Annotated in this window: 31 protein-coding genes; 9 read left to right on the top strand and 22 right to left on the bottom strand. The window is 42.0% G+C overall.

From position 1 onward, the window contains the following. Positions 1-71 precede the first annotated feature (71 nt). On the bottom strand, positions 72-917 hold the full coding sequence (gene glcT / locus P855_RS0118780) for a glucose PTS transporter transcription antiterminator GlcT (RefSeq protein WP_028784998.1): 846 nt from the start codon (positions 915-917) through the stop codon (positions 72-74). Between the two features lie 125 nt (positions 918-1,042). On the opposite strand from glcT, the gene P855_RS0118775 reads away from it, so the two are divergent. After that, positions 1,043-1,834, top strand: coding sequence for a Cof-type HAD-IIB family hydrolase (locus tag P855_RS0118775; RefSeq protein WP_028784997.1), 792 nt, complete (start codon positions 1,043-1,045; stop codon positions 1,832-1,834). Positions 1,835-2,021: 187 nt separating this feature from the next. On the opposite strand, the gene recX is transcribed toward P855_RS0118775, so the two are convergent. Next, positions 2,022-2,840: a recombination regulator RecX gene (gene recX / locus P855_RS0118770; RefSeq protein WP_028784996.1), complete on the bottom strand. Its 819-nt coding sequence runs from the start codon at positions 2,838-2,840 to the stop codon at positions 2,022-2,024. A 121-nt stretch (positions 2,841-2,961) separates the two neighbouring features. On the opposite strand from recX, the gene P855_RS0118765 reads away from it, so the two are divergent. The 4 genes from P855_RS0118765 to P855_RS21920 all read left to right on the top strand — a co-directional run bounded on the left by P855_RS0118765 (position 2,962) and on the right by P855_RS21920 (position 6,164). Continuing rightward, the gene (locus P855_RS0118765; RefSeq protein ID WP_028784995.1) at positions 2,962-3,867 is read left to right on the top strand and encodes a TIGR01777 family oxidoreductase; all 906 of its coding nucleotides are present in this window, start codon (positions 2,962-2,964) and stop codon (positions 3,865-3,867) included. Positions 3,868-3,978: 111 nt separating this feature from the next. After that, positions 3,979-5,100: an amidohydrolase gene (locus tag P855_RS0118760; protein WP_028784994.1), complete on the top strand. Its 1,122-nt coding sequence runs from the start codon at positions 3,979-3,981 to the stop codon at positions 5,098-5,100. Between the two features lie 312 nt (positions 5,101-5,412). Further along, positions 5,413-5,961 (top strand): GNAT family N-acetyltransferase, encoded by a 549-nt coding sequence (locus P855_RS0118750; RefSeq protein ID WP_028784992.1) that lies wholly within the window; start codon positions 5,413-5,415, stop codon positions 5,959-5,961. Positions 5,962-6,041: 80 nt separating this feature from the next. Beyond that, entirely contained in the window at positions 6,042-6,164 is a 123-nt protein-coding gene (locus P855_RS21920; protein ID WP_084315760.1) for a YfhE family protein, read from the top strand. A gap of 347 nt (positions 6,165-6,511) precedes the next feature. On the opposite strand, the gene P855_RS21375 is transcribed toward P855_RS21920, so the two are convergent. The 5 genes from P855_RS21375 to P855_RS0118720 all read right to left on the bottom strand — a co-directional run bounded on the left by P855_RS21375 (position 6,512) and on the right by P855_RS0118720 (position 10,227). Continuing rightward, positions 6,512-7,150: a DUF3298 and DUF4163 domain-containing protein gene (locus tag P855_RS21375; protein ID WP_051353324.1), complete on the bottom strand. Its 639-nt coding sequence runs from the start codon at positions 7,148-7,150 to the stop codon at positions 6,512-6,514. Between the two features lie 115 nt (positions 7,151-7,265). After that, complete coding sequence (locus P855_RS0118735) at positions 7,266-8,267, bottom strand: aliphatic sulfonate ABC transporter substrate-binding protein (protein ID WP_028784991.1); 1,002 nt, start codon at positions 8,265-8,267, stop codon at positions 7,266-7,268. 18 nt (positions 8,268-8,285) lie between these two features. Continuing rightward, positions 8,286-9,047, bottom strand: coding sequence for an ABC transporter permease (locus P855_RS0118730; RefSeq protein WP_028784990.1), 762 nt, complete (start codon positions 9,045-9,047; stop codon positions 8,286-8,288). Then, positions 9,025-9,804: an ABC transporter ATP-binding protein gene (locus P855_RS0118725; protein WP_028784989.1), complete on the bottom strand. Its 780-nt coding sequence runs from the start codon at positions 9,802-9,804 to the stop codon at positions 9,025-9,027. The genes P855_RS0118730 and P855_RS0118725 overlap by 23 nt, the downstream gene beginning before the upstream one ends. A gap of 171 nt (positions 9,805-9,975) precedes the next feature. Beyond that, positions 9,976-10,227, bottom strand: coding sequence for a hypothetical protein (locus P855_RS0118720; RefSeq protein WP_028784988.1), 252 nt, complete (start codon positions 10,225-10,227; stop codon positions 9,976-9,978). A 385-nt stretch (positions 10,228-10,612) separates the two neighbouring features. On the opposite strand from P855_RS0118720, the gene thpD reads away from it, so the two are divergent. Beyond that, positions 10,613-11,512, top strand: coding sequence for an ectoine hydroxylase (gene thpD / locus P855_RS0118715; protein ID WP_028784987.1), 900 nt, complete (start codon positions 10,613-10,615; stop codon positions 11,510-11,512). 165 nt (positions 11,513-11,677) lie between these two features. On the opposite strand, the gene P855_RS0118710 is transcribed toward thpD, so the two are convergent. The 10 genes from P855_RS0118710 to P855_RS0118665 all read right to left on the bottom strand — a co-directional run bounded on the left by P855_RS0118710 (position 11,678) and on the right by P855_RS0118665 (position 19,136). Further along, positions 11,678-11,989, bottom strand: coding sequence for a helix-turn-helix domain-containing protein (locus P855_RS0118710; RefSeq protein WP_028784986.1), 312 nt, complete (start codon positions 11,987-11,989; stop codon positions 11,678-11,680). A gap of 28 nt (positions 11,990-12,017) precedes the next feature. After that, on the bottom strand, positions 12,018-12,947 hold the full coding sequence (locus tag P855_RS21370; protein WP_051353323.1) for a type II secretion system F family protein: 930 nt from the start codon (positions 12,945-12,947) through the stop codon (positions 12,018-12,020). Between the two features lie 2 nt (positions 12,948-12,949). Continuing rightward, positions 12,950-13,924, bottom strand: coding sequence for a type II secretion system F family protein (locus P855_RS21365; RefSeq protein ID WP_051353322.1), 975 nt, complete (start codon positions 13,922-13,924; stop codon positions 12,950-12,952). Then, positions 13,921-15,270, bottom strand: coding sequence for a CpaF family protein (locus tag P855_RS0118695; protein ID WP_028784985.1), 1,350 nt, complete (start codon positions 15,268-15,270; stop codon positions 13,921-13,923). The genes P855_RS21365 and P855_RS0118695 overlap by 4 nt, the downstream gene beginning before the upstream one ends. Then, positions 15,270-16,448, bottom strand: coding sequence for an AAA family ATPase (locus P855_RS0118690; protein ID WP_028784984.1), 1,179 nt, complete (start codon positions 16,446-16,448; stop codon positions 15,270-15,272). The genes P855_RS0118695 and P855_RS0118690 overlap by 1 nt, the downstream gene beginning before the upstream one ends. Beyond that, positions 16,445-17,035 (bottom strand): Flp pilus assembly protein CpaB, encoded by a 591-nt coding sequence (gene cpaB, locus P855_RS21615; protein ID WP_051353321.1) that lies wholly within the window; start codon positions 17,033-17,035, stop codon positions 16,445-16,447. The genes P855_RS0118690 and cpaB overlap by 4 nt, the downstream gene beginning before the upstream one ends. 24 nt (positions 17,036-17,059) lie before the next feature. Then, positions 17,060-18,007: a TadE/TadG family type IV pilus assembly protein gene (locus P855_RS0118680; protein ID WP_028784983.1), complete on the bottom strand. Its 948-nt coding sequence runs from the start codon at positions 18,005-18,007 to the stop codon at positions 17,060-17,062. Position 18,008: 1 nt separating this feature from the next. Continuing rightward, positions 18,009-18,392, bottom strand: a complete 384-nt coding sequence (locus P855_RS21355) for a TadE/TadG family type IV pilus assembly protein (RefSeq protein WP_037986493.1) — start codon at positions 18,390-18,392, stop codon at positions 18,009-18,011. 1 nt (position 18,393) lies between these two features. Next, positions 18,394-18,897, bottom strand: coding sequence for an A24 family peptidase (locus P855_RS0118670; RefSeq protein ID WP_028784982.1), 504 nt, complete (start codon positions 18,895-18,897; stop codon positions 18,394-18,396). A gap of 74 nt (positions 18,898-18,971) precedes the next feature. Next, positions 18,972-19,136 (bottom strand): Flp family type IVb pilin, encoded by a 165-nt coding sequence (locus tag P855_RS0118665; RefSeq protein ID WP_028784981.1) that lies wholly within the window; start codon positions 19,134-19,136, stop codon positions 18,972-18,974. A 243-nt stretch (positions 19,137-19,379) separates the two neighbouring features. On the opposite strand from P855_RS0118665, the gene P855_RS21350 reads away from it, so the two are divergent. Next, entirely contained in the window at positions 19,380-19,736 is a 357-nt protein-coding gene (locus tag P855_RS21350; RefSeq protein WP_051353320.1) for a DUF192 domain-containing protein, read from the top strand. A 3-nt stretch (positions 19,737-19,739) separates the two neighbouring features. On the opposite strand, the gene P855_RS0118655 is transcribed toward P855_RS21350, so the two are convergent. From P855_RS0118655 to P855_RS0118645, 3 genes are all read right to left on the bottom strand, one after another. Further along, a complete protein-coding gene (locus P855_RS0118655) occupies positions 19,740-20,105 on the bottom strand; it encodes a thiol-disulfide oxidoreductase DCC family protein (protein ID WP_028784979.1) in 366 nt (121 codons plus the stop codon). Positions 20,106-20,279: 174 nt separating this feature from the next. Beyond that, the gene (locus P855_RS0118650; RefSeq protein ID WP_028784978.1) at positions 20,280-20,489 is read right to left on the bottom strand and encodes a hypothetical protein; all 210 of its coding nucleotides are present in this window, start codon (positions 20,487-20,489) and stop codon (positions 20,280-20,282) included. Between the two features lie 82 nt (positions 20,490-20,571). Beyond that, positions 20,572-21,288 carry a Na-translocating system protein MpsC family protein gene (locus P855_RS0118645; protein WP_028784977.1) on the bottom strand — a complete coding sequence of 239 codons (717 nt, stop codon included), beginning with the start codon at positions 21,286-21,288 and terminating at the stop codon, positions 20,572-20,574. 230 nt (positions 21,289-21,518) lie between these two features. Here P855_RS0118645 and P855_RS21345 point away from each other — a divergent pair, with 230 nt between their 5' ends. After that, entirely contained in the window at positions 21,519-22,535 is a 1,017-nt protein-coding gene (locus P855_RS21345; RefSeq protein ID WP_051353319.1) for a S8 family peptidase, read from the top strand. Positions 22,536-22,675: 140 nt separating this feature from the next. Here P855_RS21345 and P855_RS0118635 read toward each other — a convergent pair whose 3' ends face one another. Beyond that, positions 22,676-22,924 carry an alpha/beta-type small acid-soluble spore protein gene (locus P855_RS0118635; RefSeq protein ID WP_028784976.1) on the bottom strand — a complete coding sequence of 83 codons (249 nt, stop codon included), beginning with the start codon at positions 22,922-22,924 and terminating at the stop codon, positions 22,676-22,678. Beyond that, entirely contained in the window at positions 22,908-23,126 is a 219-nt protein-coding gene (locus P855_RS21340) for a YozQ family protein (RefSeq protein ID WP_037986487.1), read from the bottom strand. The genes P855_RS0118635 and P855_RS21340 overlap by 17 nt, the downstream gene beginning before the upstream one ends. Before the next feature lie 104 nt (positions 23,127-23,230). On the opposite strand from P855_RS21340, the gene P855_RS0118625 reads away from it, so the two are divergent. After that, a complete protein-coding gene (locus P855_RS0118625; protein WP_028784975.1) occupies positions 23,231-24,313 on the top strand; it encodes an NAD(P)/FAD-dependent oxidoreductase in 1,083 nt (360 codons plus the stop codon). The last annotated feature ends 16 nt before the right edge of the window (positions 24,314-24,329 follow it).

The following is a 24,329-nucleotide window of genomic DNA, read 5'->3' as shown; positions in this document are numbered from 1 at the left end:
GTACACTTACCCCATTGAAAACCTCTAAAACTTTTCATACTCATGCCTGATCGTATCAGTAACACGTATAATTACGTTTTATGGTTGACTAACCGTTGCAGATGAATCGTCAAATAAATCGCTTCCGAATCATCCACTGGCTTATTCAGTTGCTTCTGCATCACTTTTATCAACTTCCAAGATAAATTATAGCATAGTGGATATTCTTTTTTCAACATTTCAGCGAGACGATTTTCTCCCCCAACATCCTCCCCGATATGGATGCGGTCCACCGCACGTCTTAGATGCTGGACAAGACGGTGATAATCGACCGTATTTTTATCGATTGTGATTTCCAAAGAATCCTCAATTACTTTGACCAACTGGGATATCAGTTGATAATGTTTGTTGATATCACTCAATGTCTTATCTGTCACCGCACTGTGGATATGCAAAGCGATGAATCCGATCTCTCCTTCGGGAAACTCGATACCTTCTTTGTTATTGATCATTTCCACTACTTCCATCGCTACCTGGTACTCTTTTGGATAAAGAGATTCAATTTCAAACAAAAAGGGATTATTGAATTGGAGATCATGCTTAGCACGGTTGACAGCAAAAGCGATATGATCGGTCAGGGCTACATGGATATGCTCATTTAAACGTTGGTTCATCCTGTTTTCAATATGAACCAGAATGTCATTCATGAAATTAATGAAGTCCTCTTCTACATAAGGAAGCAGGTTGACATACTGCTCTTTTTGTTCCGGGTCCCTTAATAAAAAAGTTTTATCCGCTTCTTTAATAGGGAGGGTCTCTCCTTTCTTTCGGCTGAATCCAATCCCTTTTCCTATCAGCACCACCTCTTTATATGTGGGATGCTCGGCGATGACCACATTATTATTAAGCACTTTTTCAATTGTCACTTGCTGTTCCATGCCTTTCCCCCCTCATTCCATTCCCTTCAGGTCGTTTCCCTTTGCTTTGAAGCGTTTTCAATGTATACAATATATCGAGTATAAAGCTTATTGTCTATGGTGTCATATGGAAGGGAGAATAGCGAATGATTAAATTATTTGTCAGTGACCTTGATGGGACACTGCTTGGCATGAATCATTATATAAAAGACAAAGATATTCATGCAATTGATCGGCTGATTCAACGAGGAGTGGATTTGGCAGTCGCCTCAGGGAGGATGGATCATGAAATCCAGGATATTCTCGAACGGATCGGTCAAAAAGGACACCGAATCAGTCAAAACGGGGCTTTTGTCTATGGAGCGGATAATTCCCATATCCTGTCTAAGACCTTTGATTCTGATGTGGTTCGACAGGTTTATCGCGATATTGTAAAGGAACCGATGGTAACGACAGTCTCTACTGCTGAGGAAACTTTCACCCATCAGCATAACGAGTGGATTGATTTAATTTCGAAACAATTGATCCACGACATTCAGGTGAATCCACAGCTGGCTGATGCTTTAGGTGTTGAAGTGGATGCTTCGAAAATTACCGTGCATGGGAAAGAACCAGATGTGATGGCCCTGCAAAAACGAATCGATGAAAAATACAGCCAGAAACTTGATTGCTTCGTCTCACACGAAACATGTGTAGATCTTGTGCCTAAAGGGATCAACAAAGCAAGCGGTCTCCAGGCACTTTTTGAGCAAACAGGCCTGAATTCTGAACAAATAGCCGTTATCGGGGATTCATTTAACGATATTCCGATGTTCCAATTGGCGCCTCACAGCTATGCCATGAGTAGTGCGCATCCAGAAGTACAGAAGCAGGCTGCCAATGTCGTCGACCACGTGTATGAAGCGATCGAAGACCTTCAAAATAAAAAGCTTATCTGAATTCTTTTATCATAAGTTTACGGGGCTGACCCTCCCGTTTTCCGCAGGAAAGAAGGCAAGCACCTCTAGTGTTCTGAGGGCTTGCCTTCTTTATTTTTATAATAGGAGCAAACCTTCCCTTAATGGCTGTTAATGATGAGCGTGCCACCTCGATTTAAAATCTTCTAAGACGGAGGAATTCAGAAAGTCATTGTTCTTCCTCCATATACTCTTCTATGAAACGCTGGATTTCGTCCATTTGGAACCCTTTACGGTATAAAGCACCTTTCACTTTCTGCTTCAACTCGTAGCCTTCTGCCTTCCGTTCGTATTTACGCAGGATTTTTTCTCCTTGATAAACGACTGCTTGCCATTCGGCATCTTCCTCTTCCTGCTGTGGCAGGTTGGCAATGACTTCTTGAACTACATCATTGGTGAAGCCTTTTTGCATCAATGTCTGCTGGAGATTCTGCACCTGCTGGCGAAATGATTTCTTTCCATCTGAACGCAGTTTTTTTTCTGCAAATTTCATCGCCTTATCATATTGTGCTTCAAAAGGGTAATGGGTCAGGGCTTCCTCCGCTTTAGCAGCGGCGACCCCTTTTTCCATCAGGTCTTTTTTCACCATCAATGGGCCCTTGCTCGATGTATGGATCCTGCTTCGCACTAACGAATTGGCAAATTCCTGGTCATCCAGCAGCTTTTCTTTGTAAAGCCTGTCGATGATCACTTCGATTTGTTCAGGATCTGTTTCTTTTTTATTCAAATAATCCCGGATTTCTTTTTCCGAGCGCATCCGGTAGCTTAAATAATGTATGGTCAGGGTATAGGATTTCTGTAGGTCATCCTTTTCCATCAGAGCTTTTATAGAAACATCATCCAGCTCCATCCCCTTATGCAGGGCTTCTTTAACTAGAATATCCTCAGAAACACTGAAACCATAGGATTCGCCCTGTCCAAAGTCTAAAAATATATTAAAACGGTCTTTCTTCTTTTTCTGTGTAGTTATCCGTGTAATCTTAGCCAAACCTCTCACCTCTTGCTTTATTTTAGCATGAGTCTCTTCCCATAGGACAATTGGAAGAATCGATTTTTTTCAAAATATACAGTAAACTTTAATCAAACCTCATTTAAGGAGGAATCACAGTATGAAAATAGCAATAACAGGCGGAACAGGATTTGTCGGAAAACAACTGACGAGGCATTTTGTTTTAGAAGGCCATGATGTTTACGTATTGACCCGCAGTCCTGAAAAACATAAAGATACGAACCACATCAAATATATAGGCTGGCTGAAACCGGAATTTGCACCGGAATCCCAATTGAACGAGCTTGATGCCATCGTCAATTTAGCCGGTGAGTCGTTGAATAGCGGAAGATGGACGGAAGAAAGAAAACGGAGCATTCTGGACAGCCGAATAAAAGCAACGGAAAACATCGTGGATTTAATTAGTAAACTTAATAAAAAACCGGAAGTACTCGTCAATGCTTCTGCGGTAGGGTTTTATGGAAACTCCATGACTGAAGCTTTTACCGAAGACACAACCAAGCCAGGAGACGGGTTTCTGGCCAATGTCACAACCGAATGGGAGAAACGCGCATCTCAGGCTGCCGACCATGACGTCCGTACGGTATTTCTACGGTTTGGGATTATTTTAGGTGAAGAAGGAGCACTACCTAAGATGGCGATTCCTTATAAAATGATGGCAGGCGGAAAAATAGGATCTGGAGAACAATGGCTGTCCTGGATCCACGTGGACGATGTCGTAGGGATGATCGACTTTGCCATCCGAAATAAGGAAGCAGTCGGCCCCATGAATGCGACAGCTCCTACCCCGAAAAGAAATAAAGATTTTGGGCGAACACTTGGTAAAGTCCTTGGGCGTCCACACTGGCTTCCAGCGCCCGCTTTTGCTATCAGAACCGCGCTTGGTGACATGAGCACGCTGCTTCTCGATGGCCAGCATGTCATTCCGAAAAAGGCGATCGCTCTCGGTTATGATTTCATATACCCTGAATTGACCCCGGCATTGGAAGATGTTTTTAAAGATTAGGAAGGAGTACTGCTTCCTAATCTTTATTTACATACTCTTCCAACCATTTTTCGCATATAATAGAGGTGTAACTTAGCTAAAAAATAAAATAGCAGAAAGGCACGAAAGAATATGGATACAGTGATTACGAATGTAACGATACATCCTGTCACGTCCCCAACTATCGATAACGGGCAAGTATTAATTAAAGACGGTAAAATCGTCTCTTTAGGAAAAAAAGTTGACGTCCCTGCTGATGTCAGCCTAATTAACGGTTATAATAAAAGGTTATTCCCTGGGTTTATCGATGTTCATACCCATTTAGGATTATATGATGAAGGGACAGGCTGGGCTGGAAGTGATGCCAATGAAACGATTGAGGCGATGACCCCACATTTGAGAGCCAGGGACGGAGCCCATCCTCTCGATCCTGCCTTTGGCGACGCTATCCGTGCAGGTGTCACTACCGCGCACATCATGCCTGGCAGCGCAAATATCATTGGCGGGATGACTTCGGTGATTAAAAATAAAGGCAAAAATATCTCCAGCATGCTGCTTCGGGATACCGCTGGATTGAAACTGGCACTTGGGGAAAACCCGAAGCGGGTCCATTCTACTTCCCGTAATGATTCGATTACACGCCTTGGGATTATGGGAATGCTGCGGGAAACGTTTTATCATGCCTGGCATGCGGATAATCCTGATGACTTAAGGGTGCAGCCGATTGTTAGGGCGTTGAAACGGGAAATCCCGGTTCGCATCCACGCGCACCGGGCTGACGATATCCTTAGCGCTATCAGGTTTGCAGATGAATTTAATCTCGATCTCCGCATCGAGCACTGCACAGAAGGACACTTGATCGCTGAAGAACTGGAAGGCCGGAATCTCCAGGTATCTGTAGGACCTACTTTCACGCGGAGATCAAAAATTGAGCTGAAAAATAAGACTTGGGAAACATATCACAAACTGACCAGCCATGGCATTCAAGTATCAATTACCACAGACCATCCTTATACGCCAATTCAATATTTGAATATTTGTGCAGCACTCGCTGCCAGGGAAGGTTTGGATATTGAAAAAGCGATACAAGGAATTACGATCATCCCTGCCAGAAACCTCGGTGTTGAAGGCAATGTCGGGTCTATCGAGCCAGGAAAAGATGCTGACCTTGTGCTCTGGGACGGCCATCCGTTCGAATTCATGTCGAAACCGCTTTGGACGATGGTAAATGGAGAAATTATTTATAAAAAATAACCGATTATTTTCAGTATCGAAAGATGTCATTTCATGTCGTTTAAATCCTAAAAAATTTATTAAAATGCCTATTTATTTTTCCAGAAAAATCGCTTATGATTAATGCAACGATCTGAAAAAATCTTAGATTTTTCATAGAGCGGAGTATGGGAAGGCAAATGGTGCGCCACCAGCTTGACTGGTTCTAGTGGGTTCGATTCCCACCCCGGATTTTTGTGAGCAATTGATAAAAATTCGAGGGTGGTCGCGTCCACAGCAGTTTCCTTCCACACGACCCGACTGCCCTCCTTTTAAAGATAAGGAGGGTTTTTTATGTTAAAAAAACGCGATTTGCATGATGCCCCTGTTTTGTTCGAGTTGATGAGCCACCCGGAAGTCTTCCCCTATGTCCGTCATAAAGCCTATTCCAGCGATGAATTTTACTTCTTGACCAGGCAGACGATCGAAGCGGAAGAACAGGGGGAACTCATTTCCCGAACAATTGTGGATGAATGGGGCCAGCCCATCGGTACAATCAATTTGTTTGATATCACCGATAGAAAAGGATTTTTAGCCACTTGGATAGGCAAGCCCTATTTTGGAAAAGGATACAATCGTCCCGCTAAAGATGCTTTTTTTGAGGAGCTATTTTTCCAGCTGGATATCGAAGCGATTTTTATGAAAATACGCCGTAATAATCCCCGCTCGATGAAAGCTGCCTTAAAACTCCCTTATGTTTCGCATGCAAATATCGACTATCCGGACATTTGGAAACGAATCAATGAAAAAGAAGATATCTATGATCTTTTTGCTATCACGAAAGAACAATATCTCTTTCACTACTATCGCGAACAAGAGTCTGAAGAGGCTTTGGAAGCTTAAGCGCGTATCCTGCGCTTAAGCTTTTTTGTATAGTTGGCTGTGGTTTGGACAAGCTGTAGGAAAAGAAGGAGGTTTTTTCCATGAAAGCAAAGCAGGGACAGACAAAAGCTTCAAAAGGAGCACTCTCTAAGACACAGGAAGTGCTATATGGAAGAGATTTTAAGCAAGCAGACAAAATTTTTAAACGTTCCCGAAAATCTTAGGATTATAAAACTTTAAAGAGGGTATATACTTACCAAAGCCGCAGAACAAACCATGCCGGCAATAGTTATCCACACATTTTCACTTCATGTGAATAAACCGTTTACAACATGATTTTATTGACCTCCCCCATTGTTAATAAATTGTTGGTAAACAAATCCACAACATTTGTGGATAATGTTGATAATTATGTCAGCAACTAATGTATAAAAGGTTTGTGATGTGGATATTACTGTTCATAAGTGATTGTCTTAAAAATACTGAATGTATTGATTCCTCCCCTGAAAATGAATCAATTAGACAATCAGATTGGCCGCTGCTCCATTTGGATTAGCGGCATTTTTTTGCTTTAATATCGATGATTGATCGGTATTTTAATTTCTGAAGTCCCATATACTCCTGGTGCAATTTCATATTTGTTGAAAATCAACACCAGTTCCTCACCTTGCAGGTAGAAAGCTGTATCCGGACGTACCTGTTTAAATTCTTCTACGAAGTAAACATCAGGATTTGCACTTATTTGTTTTTTGACTTCCTTATCGATTTTATCTAAATCCATAAAATCCATGAGCGTGGCGAGTTGTGTTTCTTTTTGATTATAAAAGTTGAAGGACTCGACGTCACCACTGAATGTGTTCCCCCTCGAAAGGCTGGACGTCATCAGCACAGAATAAAAGTTATTCTCCTTTAATATTTTTGTCTCTCCGTAAAAACGGATGGGCACCCCGTGACTGTCGTCCGCTTCTTCTTTTACGGTTTGGATATAACCGGCAACTTTCTCCTCGATCATCTTGTTCAACTTCTCTTGAAATACTTTGTCTTCCAGTCCAGTAAACTCTGTGTATTGGATATGAATTTCCCAACGGTTTTCCACTTCATCGAAATTTTTCATTTCATAAATAAGGCCTTCTTTGGCCTGGACGCTTGAAGCAAAGCCAGACAAAAACAGCACAAACGCTATCAGGCTATATATGTTCTTAACTCTCATCAAAGGACCTCCTTTTCCATTAGTGTCACCTGAATTGGAAAACTTATTGGTAATTTATAATACTTGGTTATATACAGCACAAAAAAATGCAAGAGGAAAGCTCCCCTTGCACTTTTTATTCTTCAATAAATGTTGTATCGACTAAGCCTTTTAAATCAGGCTTTTCTTTTAAGAATTCCAACTCATAAGAAGCATTTGCAAATGATTGGAGGTCTTCCAGCTTCACATTGTATGTGAAATCGATGCGTTCCCAGGAGCTGTCAATTACTGATTTTGATAATTCTTGATCGGTGATATCCTTGATTTTATTAGCAGCAATTTCTTTTGCTTTTTCTGGATTATCTTGAATGAACGTAGTAGCTTCTTTATGGGCATCGACCAGATTTTGTACCAGCTCCGAGTCATTTTCGACTAACTCCTTGGAAGTAACGAATACAGCAGCCGGTAATGTTTCACCGAATGCCACTTCATCGGTATCAATCAAAACCTTGCCATGTCCTTCTTCCTCTATCTTTGATGCCCATGGTTCTGGAACGGTCGCTGCGTCAATGCGTTTACTTGCAAACAATTGGGAATACGTGGCTGGTTTGCCGGTAACATGTTTCATTTCACCTTTAAGCCGGTCGGATTTAAGCCCATATTCACGCATCATCAGCGCTTCAAATTGGACATCATGGGTACAACCGACACGCGGAGAAGCAAATGTTGTGTTTTTCAACTGCTCTGGTGAATCAATGCCAGAACCATTACGTGCCATGATGACGGTACCTCCTGTAGAGCCAGCAGCAACGATGTTGATTTTCGCCCCGCTCATATAATGGTTCATCGCAGGACCAGGCCCTACGAGTCCTCCCTGTATTTCACCGGTTTCCAAAGCGGTCATGAAAGCAGATCCATCCGGGAAGTACTTATATTCGACTTTTGTACCATCAGGTAATTTTTTTTCATACAATTCCTTTTCTTCAGCTACCATTCCTGCTACATGGTTGATGTTCGGAAAATAACCGATAACTATTTTATCCCCGTTACTGCTACCTGATGCTGATTCACTCGAGCCGCAAGCGGCCAAAAGCAATCCTAATACGACGACTGAAAACAAAGACAACCACTTTTTCATATTCCTTCACCTCTTCAATTATTTTAATAATCCCCATCGTCTCATCACTTTTTTCTCTAATTTAGAGAAAACCAGCTGATCGACTACCGATCCGATGACACCAACGATAATGATGATTCCAATGACTAATTCCATCTGGGCGAAATCCATCGCGAACCTTAGTGAATATCCAAGACCAGGTCCATTACTGAGTAATTCACCTGCCATCAACGCCCTCCAGCTGAATGCCCACGCTAAGCGGATACCACTCATGTAATAGGGAAGACTTGCAGGCACTTCCACCTTAAAAAATAAAGGGAGACCTTTGGATCCCATAGTTCTTGCTGCTTTGATGAATTCAGGGGGCACACTGTGAATGGCGGTCCTGACATTCAATGCCATTACAAATGTTCCACCTAATACGACGACAAATATGACTGCTGTTTCATTCAAACCAATCAGCATGATTGCAAGTGGCACCCATACGATACTTGGAATACTTTGCATTGCGATTAAATACATCCCGGCGGTTTCATCCGCCTGACGTGATTTTCCAAGCAGGACTCCGATCAACGTTCCAAGGGTGATAGCAAGCGCAAGTCCAATCAACAAATGTTTGAAACTTGCCAGTAAGGCTCCTACTAACGTGCCATCAGCAAATCCATCAATTAATGCTTGAAAAACCTTCGTCGGTGGGGGGAACTGAATAGCCGGAAAATAGCCTGACATGTAAACCCCTTGCCAAATAGCTAATAAAACGATAATGAATACAATTCGTTTAACCCAAATGCTTGGCTTCATAATCCAATTCTTCCTTCATCACTTTTTTGATTTCATCTTCTAACAGAGCCATAATATTTTTTTCCATTTCAATCACTTTTTTATCGTCACGTTCTCTCGGACGATCCATATCAATTGGAAAATCAGCTATGATCCTGCCTGGACGGGTTCCCATGACGATGACACGATCCGAAAGCTTGATGGCTTCTTGAATGCTGTGAGTAACAAACAAAATCGTCTTTTTCGTTTCATCAAAAATTTTCATCAGTTCATCATGCAGGATATGTCTCGTCTGTTCGTCCAGTGCTCCGAATGGTTCATCCATCAATAACACTTTCGGATCCATTGCAAGCGCCCTTGCAATAGCGACACGCTGCTGCATTCCTCCGGATAACTCGTGAGGATAAGCATCCTTGAAGCGGGTCAGATGTACCATTTTTAAGTACTTAGCAGCGAGTTGCTCCTTCTCCCGTTTGGAGTGATCAGCTTTAAGCGGAAAAGTTACATTATCTTTCACCGTAAGCCAGGGAAACAGAGCCGGCTGTTGGAAAACCATGCCTCTGTCAGTTCCAGGCTGAAGGATTTTCTCTCCCCCAAGACTGAGCGTACCTTCTGTCACATCCTCCAGTCCCGCGACCATGGAAAGTAAAGTTGACTTCCCACACCCTGATGGCCCGAGGATAGAGACAAATTGATTTTTTTCGATAGATAGATTGATACCAGAAAAGACTTCATGGGCATCAAACCTTTTTGCGACCTCGTTCATTTGTAAAAACATCCGTTGCACACCCTTATATGATTATTCCAATGAAAATAGTCGGAATTAATGTTTAATATAGAGTATACGGTGTAGATGGAAAATGTGTCAACCTTTTTATTCTCACACAAAAAATGCGCAGGTCTCTTTAAGTAAGGAACCTGCGCATTTTTTATCATTATACTTCTGCGATTACCATTCCAGGATAAATCCTTTAATCCCAACATCCCCTCCATCTTCACTCTTCTGGCGTGCCGTAAAATAAGGATGCTCTTCATCCAAATTCAACTCTACAGATCCAGGATCGAGATACAGCTTATACTCGAGATTATTGATCTTATGAAGAGTAAGATCCGGGATTGTCGATTGGTTATTCTTTTCATCGATGACCATTATATCTATGTTGTTATAACCTTTTTCCAATAGCTGTTCTTTAAGACTCATACTATTTCCTCCATACAAAGCTCTATTTTCTTAGTATTCGTTTACCCGCATTGTTCTTGTTAAAAACGCCTTTGTAAAGAATTTGTCATATCCTATTAATAGGCTTGTTTGTTAAAATTTCTAACTTCGATGACGAATCCTGTATGGTTTTGACAGCTTTTCTATTAAAGCTACCCCTTTGTTGCTACCTTTATTGCTTCTAAGCTTCCGTTTTCTTTTTATTACAAAAAATTTGAATTTTAGGTGTTTAATTGATAATTTTGATGGGTAAATTCCCCGTACGATGGAAGGTTCCTTCTTAAATAAATGCAAGCTGGCAGTCAGTCAATATCAGACACATTCACAACTATGATTGATGGAATTTTTGAAACAAGGAGTGTTAAGAATGGAAGATCTTTATCCTTCAAGAAAAAATAATCAGCCTGAAATTTTGAAACGGAAAGATCCAGTCATCCACACCGATCGTTCTAAAGATGATCAAGCCCCGCTTTCAAAGGAACAACTTGATTCTTATGAGAGAAACGGTTTTTTACAGATTGAGAATTTCTTCTCGGATGATGAAGTATCTGAGCTTCAAAAGGGGATATTCGAACTGCAGGATGACAGTAAGGACGTCACTTCAGACAAAGTAATTCGCGAACCAGAAAGTGATGAAATCAGATCCATATTCCACGTCCATCAGGATGACGAGTATTTCAAAAAAGTAGCTTACGACCAACGCATTCTAGACATAGTCAACCATCTGCTCGGAAGCGACGTCTATATCCATCAGTCCCGTATCAACTATAAGCCTGGCTTTACAGGTAAGGAATTCGACTGGCACTCTGACTTTGAAACATGGCACGTGGAAGACGGCATGCCACGCATGCGCGCTGTCAGTTTGTCTATCGCATTGTCCGATAACTATACGTTCAACGGGCCTTTGATGCTTATACCAGGGTCCCAAAACTACTATGTCAGTTGTGTAGGTGAAACACCAGATGACAACTACAAAGAGTCTTTGAAAAAGCAGAAACTTGGTGTGCCGGATCATGATAGTTTGAGATGGCTTGCTGAGCAGGGCGGCGGTATTTCCGTACCGACCGGAAAAGCCGGCTCTATCACCCTTTTCGAAAGTAACACGATGCACGGCTCTAACGGGAATATCACTCCGTACAGCCGAAACAATCTGTTCATGGTTTACAACAGTGTCGAAAACCAATTAGTAGAACCATTCTCCGGCGGTAAAGAACGTCCGGAATTCATCGCTGTCCGTGAAGGCGCACCGAAGTTCAGTACCAGCTGATCGGTACGACAAAAAGAACCTTCCCCTAAAAAACATTGCCAGCTTGCATGCAAAACAAGGCTGACCCTAAGAATTTCTCCCAGGGTCAGCCTTTACTTGTACTTGTTAACTTTGTAATAGGAGTAAAGTATAGGAGTACTTAACGATTCGCCAAGCCAAATATACTTAGTCCTTCCCGAAGTGATCCAACATATCTTTCAACTGGTTAAGGCTTTGCGAATTTATATCTTTTTCTAATAATTTGATCTCAATGCTGACAACATGTTTTTCTTCAGCAGCCTCTTCTTCCCCAATCAGAATGTCGATATTTACTTGTAGTACATTCGCTATTTTATTCAGTACTTCCAGGCTTGGGTTATTGTGAATCCCTCGTTCCAGAAGACTTAAATAAGATTTTGAGATGCCCGTTCGGGTGCTTAATTCATTTATGGATAATTTTCGTTCCTTCCTTATCTTTCTGATCCGATTTCCTTCCATGACTCCTTCTCCTTTAATGGGTCTGCCATTATAAACCAAATTGAATGAGATAGATGACGAGGGGCCCTAATAATACGATAAAAATAGAGGGGAAGATGAAAAATAGCATAGGGAATATCATTTTGACGGGAGCTTTCATCGCCTTTTCTCTTGCCGACTGGCGTTGATGTTCACGCACCCGCACCGTCAAAGCACGGAGAACTTTAGCCATTCCTATCCCCAGCTGATCAGCCTGGATCAAAGAAGTCATCATGCTCTGAAAAGCATCCAATGGTATGCGATTCCTCAGGTTGATGAAAGCCTCTCGCCTGGACTTTCCTAATTTCATTTCCTCAATGGCTCGTGTGAACTCTTCAGACAATGGTCCATTCGTATTTTTACATACACGGACAATCGCTGCATCGAGACCAAGGCCAGCCTCTACCGACAGGTTCACCATGTCGAAAAAGTCAGCCATCTTTTTTTCAATCAAAGCTGCCCTTCGTTTCTTTCGCGAACCCAAATAAAACAAAGGGTAATAGTAGCCAAGCCCCCCTAATGCCCCTGATAATAGAAACAAAGACAGATTATTTTCCGCTGTCTTGCTAAACAGGAGGAATGCTGCCATGAAAAGAATGGCCCCAATCAAGAGCTGCAGCAGTCGAAAATCGATCGGAGTCCAACTGTAGGAAACCCCGGCATCCCTCAGCTTCCGTTCTAATTCATTGGTGCTTTCCAGACTCAATCTTCTTTCGATGGCAGCTTTCATTTTATGAATAACAGAATCAAGCCTCTTGATAAGGAAAAGTTTGTCGCTTGAACGCTTTGCCTTCTTTTTCATTTTTACCTCTGTAGTACCTACGTAATCCGCAACTCGTTTTTCCATAATGAGCTGGTGTCTAAATGCTAATTGCAATAAAGCTTGCATCAGCATAGTAATCGACAGGAGAAGGAAAAAGTAAAAAAACAGCTGATCCATCACTACACCTCGATCCTGACAATTTTTCGGAGGAATATCCAGCCCATTATAATACCGAGTCCGCCCATTGCCATCATTACTTTTCCTAACGGATGCTCAATCAATAAGCTGAAATATTCCGGATTTGCAAAATGGAGATAAAGCGCAAGCCCAATCGGAAGGCCGGTAATAATCCAGGAGGACATCTTCCCTTGTGCAGTCAGCGTCTTGATTTCATCTTTGATCCTTATTCGCCCACTAACCGTTTCCTGGATAGTTTCCAGAAGGGTGGCAAGGTTTCCGCCACTGGAACGCTGAATCAGCATTGCTTTCACCGTCATTTCCAGTTCTTTGTCAGGCAGCCGCTTCAGCATCCGCATGAATGCATCCTCGACAGGAATACCATATTTGATGTCCTGCAATGTCTTTTTAAATTCGGGACCGATCGGGTCAGGATACTCTTCAGAGACTAATTTCATCGACTGCATAAAACTGAAACCCGCTCGCATCGAGTTTCCCATTGTGCCTAACGCTTCTGCCAGCTGATGGGTGCCACGTGTCAGACGCTTTTCGATTTTCATGTTGAGGTGGACAACCGGCAGCCAGTAACCGAGGAACGCACCAGGGATAATCAAAAGGTAGTGCCAACCATACAGATAAGGAAGAATACCAACAACTGTCAACCCGACTATTCGGTATAACAAAAAGTCCCCTGGTGACATTCGGGAGTTCGCCTGTGTAAGCTTCCTTCCCCACTTTTTCGAAGCAGCAAGCCCATCCAATTTACTTCCCATCGTTTTTATAAAGGATGATTGTGCTTTCTTTTCCGGTTGCTTTGCTTTCTTTTTCGTTTTCTCTGCCGGCCTCTCTTTCAGCGAATATTTTTCCAACCGCTTATCATACTTATTTTTCTTAACAATGAATACGGCTGCCCAGTAAAACACGAACACCGCTGCCAGAAAAAAACTTCCCAATAAATAGATAGCAGGCGTGTTCATACTTCCCACTCCTCCATATACCAGGAAGAGGGAATCGTGAATCCGTTCATTTCCAAACGATCGGCACAATGCGGACGGATGCCGGTCGATTGATATTTCCCTTGCATTCTTCCATCATTGGTCATCCCTGTCTCCTTAAAGACAAACAAATCCTGGAGGACGATGGTGTCCCCTTCCAACCCCAGCACTTCAGAGATGTGAGTGATTTTCCTGCTTCCATCTTTCATTCGCGTCTGATGGATGATGATATCGAGCGCATTCGCAATCTGTTCCCGGATTGCCCGGATCGGTAAGTCAAAGCCTGCCATTAATACCATCGTTTCCAGACGTGCGAGGAGATCCCGAGGCGAGTTAGCGTGACCAGTGCCAAGACTCCCCTCATGGCCCGTATTCATTGCCTGAAGCATATCCAAGGCTTCGGCACTGCGCACCTCCCCGATAATGATCCGGTCCGGCCGCATCCGCAGTGAGTTCCGCACCAGATCCCTGATGGTAATGGCTCCTTCTCCTTCGATATTAGGCGGACGTGCCTCTAAGGACACCACATGGGATTGCGATAGTTTGAGTTCCGCGGCATCCTCGATCGTAACAATCCGCTCCCCCTGCGGTATGAACGAAGACAATACGTTTAAGGTAGAAGTCTTTCCTGAGCCCGTTCCCCCGCTGATGAATACGTTCAGTTTGGAAACGACACACGCTTCAATAAAAGCAGCCATATCTTTACTGATCGTCTGAAAATATATCAGGTCTTTAATCGTGAAAGGTGTGTCGGAAAACTTACGGATTGTCAATGTCGGCCCGTTGATAGCCAGCGGCGGAATGATAGCATTGACACGAGAGCCATCAGGAAGCCGGGCATCGACCATCGGCGAGCTTTCATCGATCCTTCTTCCTAAAGGATGAACGATTTTTTCAATGACGCGCAGAATATGGTTGTCGTCTTTGAAGGTAATATCCGTTTTTATAATTTTTCCTTTTGACTCATAATAGACCCCCTGCAGGCCGTTTACCATTACTTCTGTAATATCAGGATCAGCCAGCAGTGGTGTAATCGGTCCATACCCGGTTAGTTCATGCTTCGTGTTTGTCAGGATCTGTTGTTTGGTTTCGAAAGTCAGACGCGAGCCGTCACGCTGAAAAAACTCTTCGGCTTTACTTTCAATAATTTTGTCGTAATCCACTTCCTCTTGTTTTTCATACTTTTTCATTTCCTCTATCAAATAGTTGTGGAGCTTATCCTCCACGCCTGTTCCCTCTACTTTCCTATTAAGATGGAAGGTGTGTTTCGGTTCCGTTTTACTCTCCGCCAGCAGTTCTTCTTTTCCCAGCCTTTTTAACAGTGACATTATACCGGCCTCCCCGCTACGGAAGCTTTTTTATTCAGCTGCAATTTCTTTTTAGCTTTTGTATCTCCCTGGTCAAACATCGAATGTCCCAGCTTGAGCAGCACTTTCGATACCTTCGCTCGTGGATGGGAGAGGACAAATGGTGCCCCGACATTTACCGATGAGACGACGATTTTTTCGGTATCAGGAACTTTAATTTCAATCGGCATCCCTAATACTTCCTCAGCAGTCTTTTCCGTGAGGCCACGTTTTTTCGAATTCCTGTTCAGGACCACCTTCACTTTTCCCTGCAGATTCAGTGTCTGTAGTGTTTCCAGGAAAGTTTTATTATTTCGTAACGTCGGGAGGTCCAGCAATGTAACCAGGAAAATATCATCCGATTCTTCCAGGGCAGTCAGTACTACTTCATCCATATATGGAGCTGTGTCAATTAAAATAACGTCATATAAAGGTTTCGCCAGTTTAATCAGCTGCTTGATATGCTCGTCTGTAATCACTTCTGCAAATTCCGGACGGATAGGCGCCGATAAAATGTCAATCTGCTCGTTGAACGATTCAACACAGGAAGCCAGTTTCATTTGGGAACGTTCTTCTTTCACCCATTCATAAATGGTTTTCTTCGGTTTCGTGTCAAAGAACATGGCAACATCTCCGAACTGTAAATCCAGGTCAATGACTAGTACTTTTCTTCCTTGTTTAGCAAGTGAGGCGGTCATGTTTACCGTAAACGTCGTTTTCCCTACACCTCCTTTGGTACTGCATGTCGTCATCACTCTTGCACGCTTATCCTCATCTGCAGCTTTGGGAGCCAGCTTTCTCTGCATCACATTGAGACGGTCTTCAATTTCATCCAGCACACCAAGCAGCTGCTCTTTCTCTTCCGTCATATGCATTACATCAAAGACACCGGCACGGATGGCACTTTGCAAATCTACTTCCGTTTCCTCGGAAAGTAGAATGATAGATACATCAGGATTGGACCATGTGACCTGACGGCAATAGCTATAAATGTCCGAATTTGCTTCAGCAGACACTATTAAAATATCCGTATCTCCTAAGTCAACGGAAACCTGATCCAGTCTTGAAAGCCACGTCACCTGGATACCTGCCTCTTGAAAAAGATCCTTGATTTTTTGCGTATCCCCAACACCTTCCGAAACAGCAATCCATTTCATCATTTGAACACTCCCTTGTGCAGATTATCCTCATGGATATGGGTGTTTTTCGGTTCCACTTTATCGTCGCCCTCACTTCTTAACATGAGATAGAGTTGATACTTGGTTGCGAACCCTAGCGTCAGCCCTTCTTTTGGAGTAACAGAAAGTGTAACCATCTGGTAACGGGCTTTCTCTTCATCTGTATCAGCGGAGTGACCAACCGCCAGAACTTGCACGTTTTGTAAAATCAATGTCCCAGCATCATGCTGGTCATCTTTCGCTTCTTCAGGAGCGGTAAGGATCGCTACAACATCGACATGATCTCCTGCTTCAATGAAACCGGCCACTCCCTGCGGCTCTTCAATTTGCACGGTCATCGCCCGCTTTCCTTTTTCCACAGAGAGCATTTTATTAACAGTTTCACCTTCTGCCACTGATTCTTCCAGCTCTTGCTTTTTGTCTTCCTGCTCGTCTTCTTTACCATCCGCAATCTCTTCCGTTCCGGTGCTTGCAGAGGTTTCTTCCTCGGCATTAAGCAGTCCATAAAAGACAGCGGTGGCTATAATGCCGAACAGCAGCGACCAAATCCATAATTTTTTTGTTTTCATGATATCCCCTTCTCTTCAATTAAACTATTGGACAAGCTTGACACCGGAAATTCCATAAGTAGATTCATCATCTACATCGCTGAACTCACCAAAGGTGACGGTATTAATGAAACGACCTACGACTTCATGTTGTTCGACCGATTGAATCCAAAAGGATGCAAAACCAATTATTTTTACAAGGGTTTTACCATTAGAACCTTCATAACTTTCTACAATAGGAACAATTACAACACGTTCACAAGAATCATCGGCTGATTCATAACTAGAACAATAGTTCCTTCCTTCATCGGCATCTTCATTAATTCTATGTTGGAAGCCTTGGTCTACCTGCCCCCACTTCAGACCTGTATTCGTCCATTCGTGCATTTCTTCTGATATTTTCATTTCCACCCCATCCTGTATGCCATCTCTTAAGGTAGACTGATTATTGGTATCAATATCCAAAAAGCCAAAGTTACCACTTACCGGTTCATTCTCTTTGTTACTTGGCTGAAAATGCATCGTGTAAGGTGCTTCCGTAGAAAATTCTTCACTTTCTATCCCAACTGGTACAATACCTTCTCTTCTCTGGAGTTTCCCGCCAACCTTCGCTTTAGCCAAAGCTGCTACATCAGCACTAGGTATTCCTAAAACAGTGGCAAAGCTAAGATTTTTTGTTACCGATTTTGTAACCTGGATATAATCATTACCAGTTTCAATATCACTACCATTCAGAGTAATGCCATTTTTCTGAGCTACCTCTATTGCCACTGCTTCTGCTTGGAATTGACTTGTCTGAAGCTTTTGTGCCCCAGCCAGTACTGCAGCATCGAGGCTTTTCTGCAGTTTGCTTTTTTCAAAAAACAGACTCCCTCCATCAATCACTAAAGCGACAAACCCGCAAATCATTACCATTGATAATGCAACCAATATCAAAGCATTACCACTTTCCTCTTCTTTATAACGAACAAAAAGGTTCACTATTTTCTTCATCTCATTCCACCCTCATCACTGTCTTATCAGTTAATGTCAATGAGGAAATGAATGTATTGACTAATGGAGTGATAAATCCAATTTTATATGTAACAGTAACAATTACATCATCACCACTGGAACGATTCGCTTTCCCGTTAGGATTAATATTTATATCATCTTCAGTAAGATTAAGACCAACTGCAGAGGATAACGTTCGAGACTTAATTTCCCCATCCTCATATTGTTGAACAGTAGCGAGCCTTGCAGCTTCACGACCTACATGATCAATGGTTAAATAAGCATGAAATATCCTGCCGAAATCAACTATCCCAAACAACAACATTAACAAAATAGGAAGTACCAGTGCCATTTCTACTAATGCCTGGCCTTTATTAGACTTCATTCTAAACGCCCTCCAAGAAATATGTACAAACTGCTCCTAACGCGATAGCCACCCCATACGGTAACGAAGGAGCAAGATCATCTTTTCTGATATCCAGACTGCCCGCTTCACTTTTCAAAAGGATTAGTGACGATGCCATTCGGTAAACAAAACCCTTGAAATGTTTTCTTTTAACTAAAATAAATAATGCCATAAGCCCCCCTATAATGGCTCCATATAAAAAAGTATAGAAAACAAAAGAAGTACCTTTTAATGCTCCTATAGCTGCCAACAGTTTTACATCTCCAGCCCCTATTCCGCCCATAGCAAAAGGAATAAATAATAGAGCTAACCCAACGAAAAACCCCAGACTGCTAAAGAAGAATCCACTTCCCCCATCTACCCCTATGTGATAAAATAGTCCCGCTAATACAGCAGGTACTGTAACAATGTTAAATATTCTACGTGAACGAATATCAGTGTATATAGATATTATTAGTATCAAGATAAGAATCATATTTTCCATGTTTAGTTCTCCTTTCTTATAAAACACCCTGCTTTTCAAAGTGAAAAGCAGGGCGAAAATAAAACTTTAGTAGATTAAGGAGTTAGTTCATTAGCTACTCGGCCAAATAGATTTTGAATACCGCCAGCTACCCATCCCATAGCCGCTATACAAACTATAGCAATCAACCCAATAATCAAACCATATTCCGAAAGTGCTTGTCCTTCTTCTTCTTTCCATAATCTTGTCAATGTGTTCATTAATGATTCCTCCTCTAAATTTTGTTGTTCTTTCGTTCTATATGTAGAACTTGAATACATCATATAACGAACAACACATCGCTGGAAACCCTCATTTTCTGTTGTTCTTTATATAGAACAAAGATAATGCTTTTTATTCCTCTCTTTTGCTTGATTTTTCGCACAATTTCATTCTTTAAAAAGAACAATTAGTTTTATATAATGAACAAAAGATCGCAATTAAAGAAAGAAAGGATGAATATAGTGAACGGAAAAACTGTTCATATTCCTCATGACATTAAGCGGGCAAATACTTTTTATAAGCGATTGAGAGGGTTGATGTTTCGCCGCACCCCACTCCACAATGAAGGGTTATGGATTAATCCCTGTAACAGCATCCATATGTATTTTATGAATTTTGCCATTGATGTCGTTTTCTTAAACGAACAGCAGGAAGTAGTTAGAGCGTTTCCCAATGTGAAGCCCAGAGAAATTATCAAACCAGTGAAAGAAGCTGTTTCAACATTGGAGCTTCCACTGGGGACCATCAAAAACTTTCAAATTACTCTTGGAACACAGCTTGAATTTAACGGGGAGAGAAAAGAAGCAAATACACAATAATCATCACTCTCTTGGCTGATCATATCTCCCAAACCAGTCATAACGATTCTTTGATACCCATTTATACAGTGGTGAACCGAAGCGGCTTACAAATGGCAGATACATTAGCAGGCCCGCATAAAAAGTCAGCGGCAGTGAAACAAGCAGCCGTCTGATCGTATAAAAACCTGCCAACAGCCTGCCATCCGAAGTCTTCATATAGATTTCATCATAGACGTCTTTCCCATCTAAATATCGGAAACCTTCGCTTCTTTCAGCTTCCTGAACGGATATCCATTTAATTTTATTAAACCAATCGAGCTTCCGCAGGACACGCTTAAGGTTAAAGCAAAGTGGACATTGTGCATCATAAAAGACGATGTGTTTCATAAAAAAACCTCCTGTCATTTATATAGCACATATGTCAACTTATTAAACGATAGTCGAAAGACGGGGAACAGGACAAAAAGGGGGTAATTATGCAGGAAAGGAGCGAGGGAGACGCCCGTGGACCCCGCAGACATACTGCGGGATTAATTGGAAAAAGCTGTTTTACCAATTTGGCTATTCTTGATCTTGCTGATTCAACTGTTCTGCTGTTTTATCGAAGGATTCAATTCTCAACTTATATTTATCTGGAAGGACATTTTCTTCATGGACACTCTTAATGAACGCTTGTGCCTCTTCATAACTCGAAAAAATAACCGCCTCTTTTTGTTGCGCAAATTCTACTCTTAATTGATTAGAATCTTCTGCTACTACAATATATTTCATAGATACCCCTTTCTTTCATTCCGATTTGAAATAATAAAAAAAGCCGAAAAAGGTACGACCCTTTTCCGGCTTATGTCTGGCTCTAATTATCCAACTCATTTCCACCTGGCTTCTTCGGTTTTAAAATAAAAATGATGTAACTTTTATCTTCATTAAAATCCCAATCCACAAATACATCGATGACTTGTGTATCGAGAATGTTTTCACAATAAGATTGGCTTAACAGTCCTTTTTCCAGCTTTCGCTTCGTGAGCTTCAATGTTTCACCAAAGCCAGAACGTATCAGTTCTTTTTCAATCCGTACTAATATACCATCACGGACAACCATTAAAGTCCGCTCATTCAACATGAACGAATCGACTTTAGTTGGAGCTTTTTCTGCCTGCTCACTCACACGGATTATCTCTTCATGGATTTTTTTCTTATCTGGATAATCAGCCAGATGAATCTCTTCTTCTTGTTTCTCTTTGGCTATTACCCCTAAGAAAACACCAGAACGATTATTAAGCGACCAGTCATAAAAAATGTCTTCCACGTCCAGTCCGGTCATTACTCTTAGAGTGGCCCGTATATCGGGAAGTAGTTCTTCCATCAGCAAGTCCCTTGTTTCTTCGACTTTCATATCGTTTTTCTGGCTGACCAATACCCGTTCCATCGGTGCTAAAAATTCGCGCAAATAGATGGTGATATATGGCTCTTCAATCGACACATATACTGAGGATGGTCCCTTGCCAAAATTATCCCGCAATAGTCTGCCTGTATAACTGGCGATTTCTGCTTGCAGTGATTGTTTATCCATATCATTCATTCCCTTTTTAAAGACAGGACGTTTTATTCCGGTCTCATTCTCTAGTATAAATCCTTCCTCCAATTAACGAAAGTCAAACCTATTATTTTACTGTAAGAATTCACTTTCCATGTGTAAATACCTAAAACGAGGGATATTTGACCCATTCAAAATATAAGTCAGCTTTGATAAAATTTAATTGTAAGAATATTCTAAACATGTAAGTCGAAGGAGGATGAGAAATGGACGAGCTTAAACTGATTCCCTTTCAAGTAGAAGAGATTCTCCCGATGTCATCAAATGTACCGGAAGGGGTGGAAATGATTGAGGCACCTCTTCTTTGGGAGCAAACTGAGCAGGGAAAAGGAAATGTTATTGCAGTCATTGACACCGGTTGCCAGCCGGATCATCCTGAGTTGAAAGATAGAATTATTGCTGGCAGAAACTTCACTACTGATTTTGATGGTGATAAGGATAACTTTTCGGATAACAACGGCCATGGCACGCATGTTGCCGGAACAATCGCCGCAACGGAAAACGGGTCAGGTGTCGTTGGTGTCGCCCCCCAGTCGGACCTTCTGATATTGAAAGTATTGACCGGCAGCGGAAGGGGACGGATGGATTGGATTATCGATGCAATTGAATACGCCACTAACTGGGAAGGACCGAATGGCGAGCGTGTCCGGGTCATGTCCATGTCCTTAGGGGGACCAAGTGACATACCGGAATTGCACGAGGTGATCAAGCAGGCAGTCAATCAGGATATTGCCGTCGTTTGCGCTGCCGGCAATTCAGGTGATGGCCGGGAAGATACCGATGAATTCGGCTACCCAGGTGCTTATAATGAAGTCATTCAGGTCGGCGCAATCAACTTTGAGAGAAAGTTAGCGGATTTCACCAATACCAACAATGAAGTTGATTTGGTAGCTCCTGGAGTTAATATTCTTTCCACTTATTTAAATGGGGAATATGCTCGATTGAGCGGCACATCCATGGCCACTCCCCACGTTTCCGGTGCACTGGCCTTGTTGATCAATTTAGCCGAATCACAGTTCAAACGTAAATTAACAGAAGCTGAGCTTTATGCCCAGTTAATCAAACGGACCATGCCGCTCGGTTATACGAAACAGGCTGAAGGAAACGGCCTAGTGAGGCTCGGGTTAATTGATAAAATCAACGATATACTAAGCATCTATACGAATGACTGGGAAGAAAAAATCGCACGTAATGAAGCGAAAATCCAATCAATGCAGCCATAATCGACTATGTAAAGGAACAGCACAGATTCATTTGTGCTGTTCTTTATTTTACTATAAGAGATTTTGACTTTGTTAAAGGATTAAAGTATAAGGAAAACTAAGGCTTTCGCCATAAGAAATCGGCGACAAGCCAAGTTTTTCTAATCCCCCATCTGTTGTTCAGCCATTCTGACCAGCTCTCTTACCATACTTCCACCGATAGATCCGCCCATCCTTCCAGCATCTTTAGCTTTGATGTCTCCGTTGTACCCCTCTGATACCTGTACTCCTTGTTCTTTTGCTATTTCATATTTATCATTCGTTCCATAGCGCTCATTCAATAACTTTTCTTTCAATTGATCAAGACCTTCACGTGCTTCCGGAACGAGGATTTTATTTTTTCTTCCCATATCGCTGTGCCACCCTTGTTAAGTCTTCACCTTCATGACTGAGTAGCTTTCCCTCTTCATCTACCTGGTCGATCTGTCCATCAATTGTGCCTTCTGTCAAGGTATCGGTTGCCTGCTCATGTGTAATTGCCAGGCCTTGAGAAAATTGGTCCTCTTTTTTATATCCTGCTGACTGGTTTTCATGCTTACTATGTCTTTTCATATTCAAACCTCCTTCGTTTTTAGTTTCTGCACATTAACTGCAATTATGTTTGGCGTATAAAACCATACGATGGGGCAGAAAATGATGGTAAGGAGGACGTATGTATGAAAATCGCCATTATCGGTGCAGGTTTAGCAGGGCTGTCATGCGCGATCACATTAGAAAAGTATGGCTATCAGGCGGATATTTTTGAGAAAAGAAAAAAGGTCGGCGACCGTCCTGTTGTGGGAGAAGCCATGTCACCAATTCTGCATACCCCTATAGATGACGCCATCAAATACTTATCCGAAAATCACAATATTCATTTGAAACCGACGACAAACATTCAAAAAATTTACATCCACTCACTAAATGAGTCCTCCTACTTAGAGGGGCACTTAGGTTATATTAACAAACGGGGTAAGGATCCTGAAGCTTACGAAAAGCAGTTAGCTGAACAAGTGAAAAGTCCCATCCATTTAAAAAAACAAGTTCGTTATGAGGATATTTCCAAAAAATATACGCATGTCGTGTTAGCAACCGGGGATCCGATCGACACGCAGAACATCCAGTCTTTTGATACAGCATTCAAAGCATCTTTCAAAGGGGCGACCATAAAAGGTGATTTTATTCATAATGAAGCCCATACTTGGTACGATAACGAACTTGTGCCGAAAGGGATGGCCTATTTCCTCCCTTTTTCTAATGCGGAAGGGAATCTGGTAGTGGTCTATCCGCAGTACAAGGAAAACCGGACCATCGACAAAAATAATCTTTGGAAAAAGATTCTCCAAAAATCTTCTCATACTTTAGGACAGGAATTATCCATTAGAAAAGAGTTTTCCCTTGATAATTATGTAGTGGGTAAAAATAAATACCCACGAATCGGAAATACATTTTTTGTGGGAAATTGCCTGGGTGTCATCAATCCCTTCCTGGGGTTTGGGCAATTCACTTCTATTCTGTCGGGCATCTATGCTGCCGAAGATATCTGCGGAGAAAGTAATTATGAGGACAAAGTCCAAATTCTGTATAAAAATTATCATGACTCTTTAACCCTCAGAAGGAAATTAGAGGGATTGACTAATAATCAGATCGACATGGTGACAAAATCGCTTCACCTCAAGCCAGTACGGAAACTTGTAGCAGGCTCCCACGTGAATATTTTAAAGATTATCAGCAGCATCAGTCACCCCGCCAGGAGATAACATCATACAAAGGGAT

The sequence above is a fragment of the Thalassobacillus devorans MSP14 genome (assembly GCF_000496835.1).
Classification (GTDB): domain Bacteria; phylum Bacillota; class Bacilli; order Bacillales; family Halobacillaceae; genus Thalassobacillus; species Thalassobacillus devorans_B.
The sequence above is the reverse complement of the archived record's forward strand: the minus strand, read 5'-3'. Positions and strand labels throughout refer to the sequence as shown.

What these genes read in the sequence shown, in the direction of transcription:
- P855_RS0118645 (WP_028784977.1), bottom strand. Translation starts at nt 21,288, where the DNA reads ATGGATAAACAATCACTGCAAGCAGAAATCGCCAGTTATACAGGCAGA.
- P855_RS0118650 (WP_028784978.1), bottom strand. Translation starts at nt 20,489, where the DNA reads ATGAAATATATTGTAGTAGCAGAAGATTCTAATCAATTAAGAGTAGAA.
- P855_RS0118670 (WP_028784982.1), bottom strand. Translation starts at nt 18,897, where the DNA reads ATGGAAAATATGATTCTTATCTTGATACTAATAATATCTATATACACT.
- P855_RS0118710 (WP_028784986.1), bottom strand. Translation starts at nt 11,989, where the DNA reads ATGGAAGGAAATCGGATCAGAAAGATAAGGAAGGAACGAAAATTATCC.
- P855_RS21920 (WP_084315760.1), top strand. Translation starts at nt 6,042, where the DNA reads ATGAAAGCAAAGCAGGGACAGACAAAAGCTTCAAAAGGAGCACTCTCT.
- P855_RS0118690 (WP_028784984.1), bottom strand. Translation starts at nt 16,448, where the DNA reads ATGATGAAATGGATTGCTGTTTCGGAAGGTGTTGGGGATACGCAAAAA.
- P855_RS21345 (WP_051353319.1), top strand. Translation starts at nt 21,519, where the DNA reads ATGGACGAGCTTAAACTGATTCCCTTTCAAGTAGAAGAGATTCTCCCG.
- P855_RS0118760 (WP_028784994.1), top strand. Translation starts at nt 3,979, where the DNA reads ATGGATACAGTGATTACGAATGTAACGATACATCCTGTCACGTCCCCA.
- P855_RS21355 (WP_037986493.1), bottom strand. Translation starts at nt 18,392, where the DNA reads ATGAAGTCTAATAAAGGCCAGGCATTAGTAGAAATGGCACTGGTACTT.
- thpD (WP_028784987.1), top strand. Translation starts at nt 10,613, where the DNA reads ATGGAAGATCTTTATCCTTCAAGAAAAAATAATCAGCCTGAAATTTTG.
- P855_RS21365 (WP_051353322.1), bottom strand. Translation starts at nt 13,924, where the DNA reads ATGAACACGCCTGCTATCTATTTATTGGGAAGTTTTTTTCTGGCAGCG.
- P855_RS0118765 (WP_028784995.1), top strand. Translation starts at nt 2,962, where the DNA reads ATGAAAATAGCAATAACAGGCGGAACAGGATTTGTCGGAAAACAACTG.
- P855_RS0118775 (WP_028784997.1), top strand. Translation starts at nt 1,043, where the DNA reads ATGATTAAATTATTTGTCAGTGACCTTGATGGGACACTGCTTGGCATG.
- P855_RS0118655 (WP_028784979.1), bottom strand. Translation starts at nt 20,105, where the DNA reads ATGAAACACATCGTCTTTTATGATGCACAATGTCCACTTTGCTTTAAC.
- glcT (WP_028784998.1), bottom strand. Translation starts at nt 917, where the DNA reads ATGGAACAGCAAGTGACAATTGAAAAAGTGCTTAATAATAATGTGGTC.
- P855_RS0118750 (WP_028784992.1), top strand. Translation starts at nt 5,413, where the DNA reads ATGTTAAAAAAACGCGATTTGCATGATGCCCCTGTTTTGTTCGAGTTG.
- P855_RS0118665 (WP_028784981.1), bottom strand. Translation starts at nt 19,136, where the DNA reads ATGAACACATTGACAAGATTATGGAAAGAAGAAGAAGGACAAGCACTT.
- P855_RS0118735 (WP_028784991.1), bottom strand. Translation starts at nt 8,267, where the DNA reads ATGAAAAAGTGGTTGTCTTTGTTTTCAGTCGTCGTATTAGGATTGCTT.
- P855_RS0118625 (WP_028784975.1), top strand. Translation starts at nt 23,231, where the DNA reads ATGAAAATCGCCATTATCGGTGCAGGTTTAGCAGGGCTGTCATGCGCG.
- cpaB (WP_051353321.1), bottom strand. Translation starts at nt 17,035, where the DNA reads ATGAAAACAAAAAAATTATGGATTTGGTCGCTGCTGTTCGGCATTATA.
- P855_RS0118720 (WP_028784988.1), bottom strand. Translation starts at nt 10,227, where the DNA reads ATGAGTCTTAAAGAACAGCTATTGGAAAAAGGTTATAACAACATAGAT.
- P855_RS0118730 (WP_028784990.1), bottom strand. Translation starts at nt 9,047, where the DNA reads ATGAAGCCAAGCATTTGGGTTAAACGAATTGTATTCATTATCGTTTTA.
- P855_RS0118695 (WP_028784985.1), bottom strand. Translation starts at nt 15,270, where the DNA reads ATGTCACTGTTAAAAAGGCTGGGAAAAGAAGAACTGCTGGCGGAGAGT.
- P855_RS0118635 (WP_028784976.1), bottom strand. Translation starts at nt 22,924, where the DNA reads ATGGGAAGAAAAAATAAAATCCTCGTTCCGGAAGCACGTGAAGGTCTT.
- P855_RS21370 (WP_051353323.1), bottom strand. Translation starts at nt 12,947, where the DNA reads ATGGATCAGCTGTTTTTTTACTTTTTCCTTCTCCTGTCGATTACTATG.
- P855_RS0118725 (WP_028784989.1), bottom strand. Translation starts at nt 9,804, where the DNA reads ATGTTTTTACAAATGAACGAGGTCGCAAAAAGGTTTGATGCCCATGAA.
- P855_RS21340 (WP_037986487.1), bottom strand. Translation starts at nt 23,126, where the DNA reads ATGAAAAGACATAGTAAGCATGAAAACCAGTCAGCAGGATATAAAAAA.
- P855_RS0118680 (WP_028784983.1), bottom strand. Translation starts at nt 18,007, where the DNA reads ATGAAGAAAATAGTGAACCTTTTTGTTCGTTATAAAGAAGAGGAAAGT.
- P855_RS21375 (WP_051353324.1), bottom strand. Translation starts at nt 7,150, where the DNA reads ATGAGAGTTAAGAACATATATAGCCTGATAGCGTTTGTGCTGTTTTTG.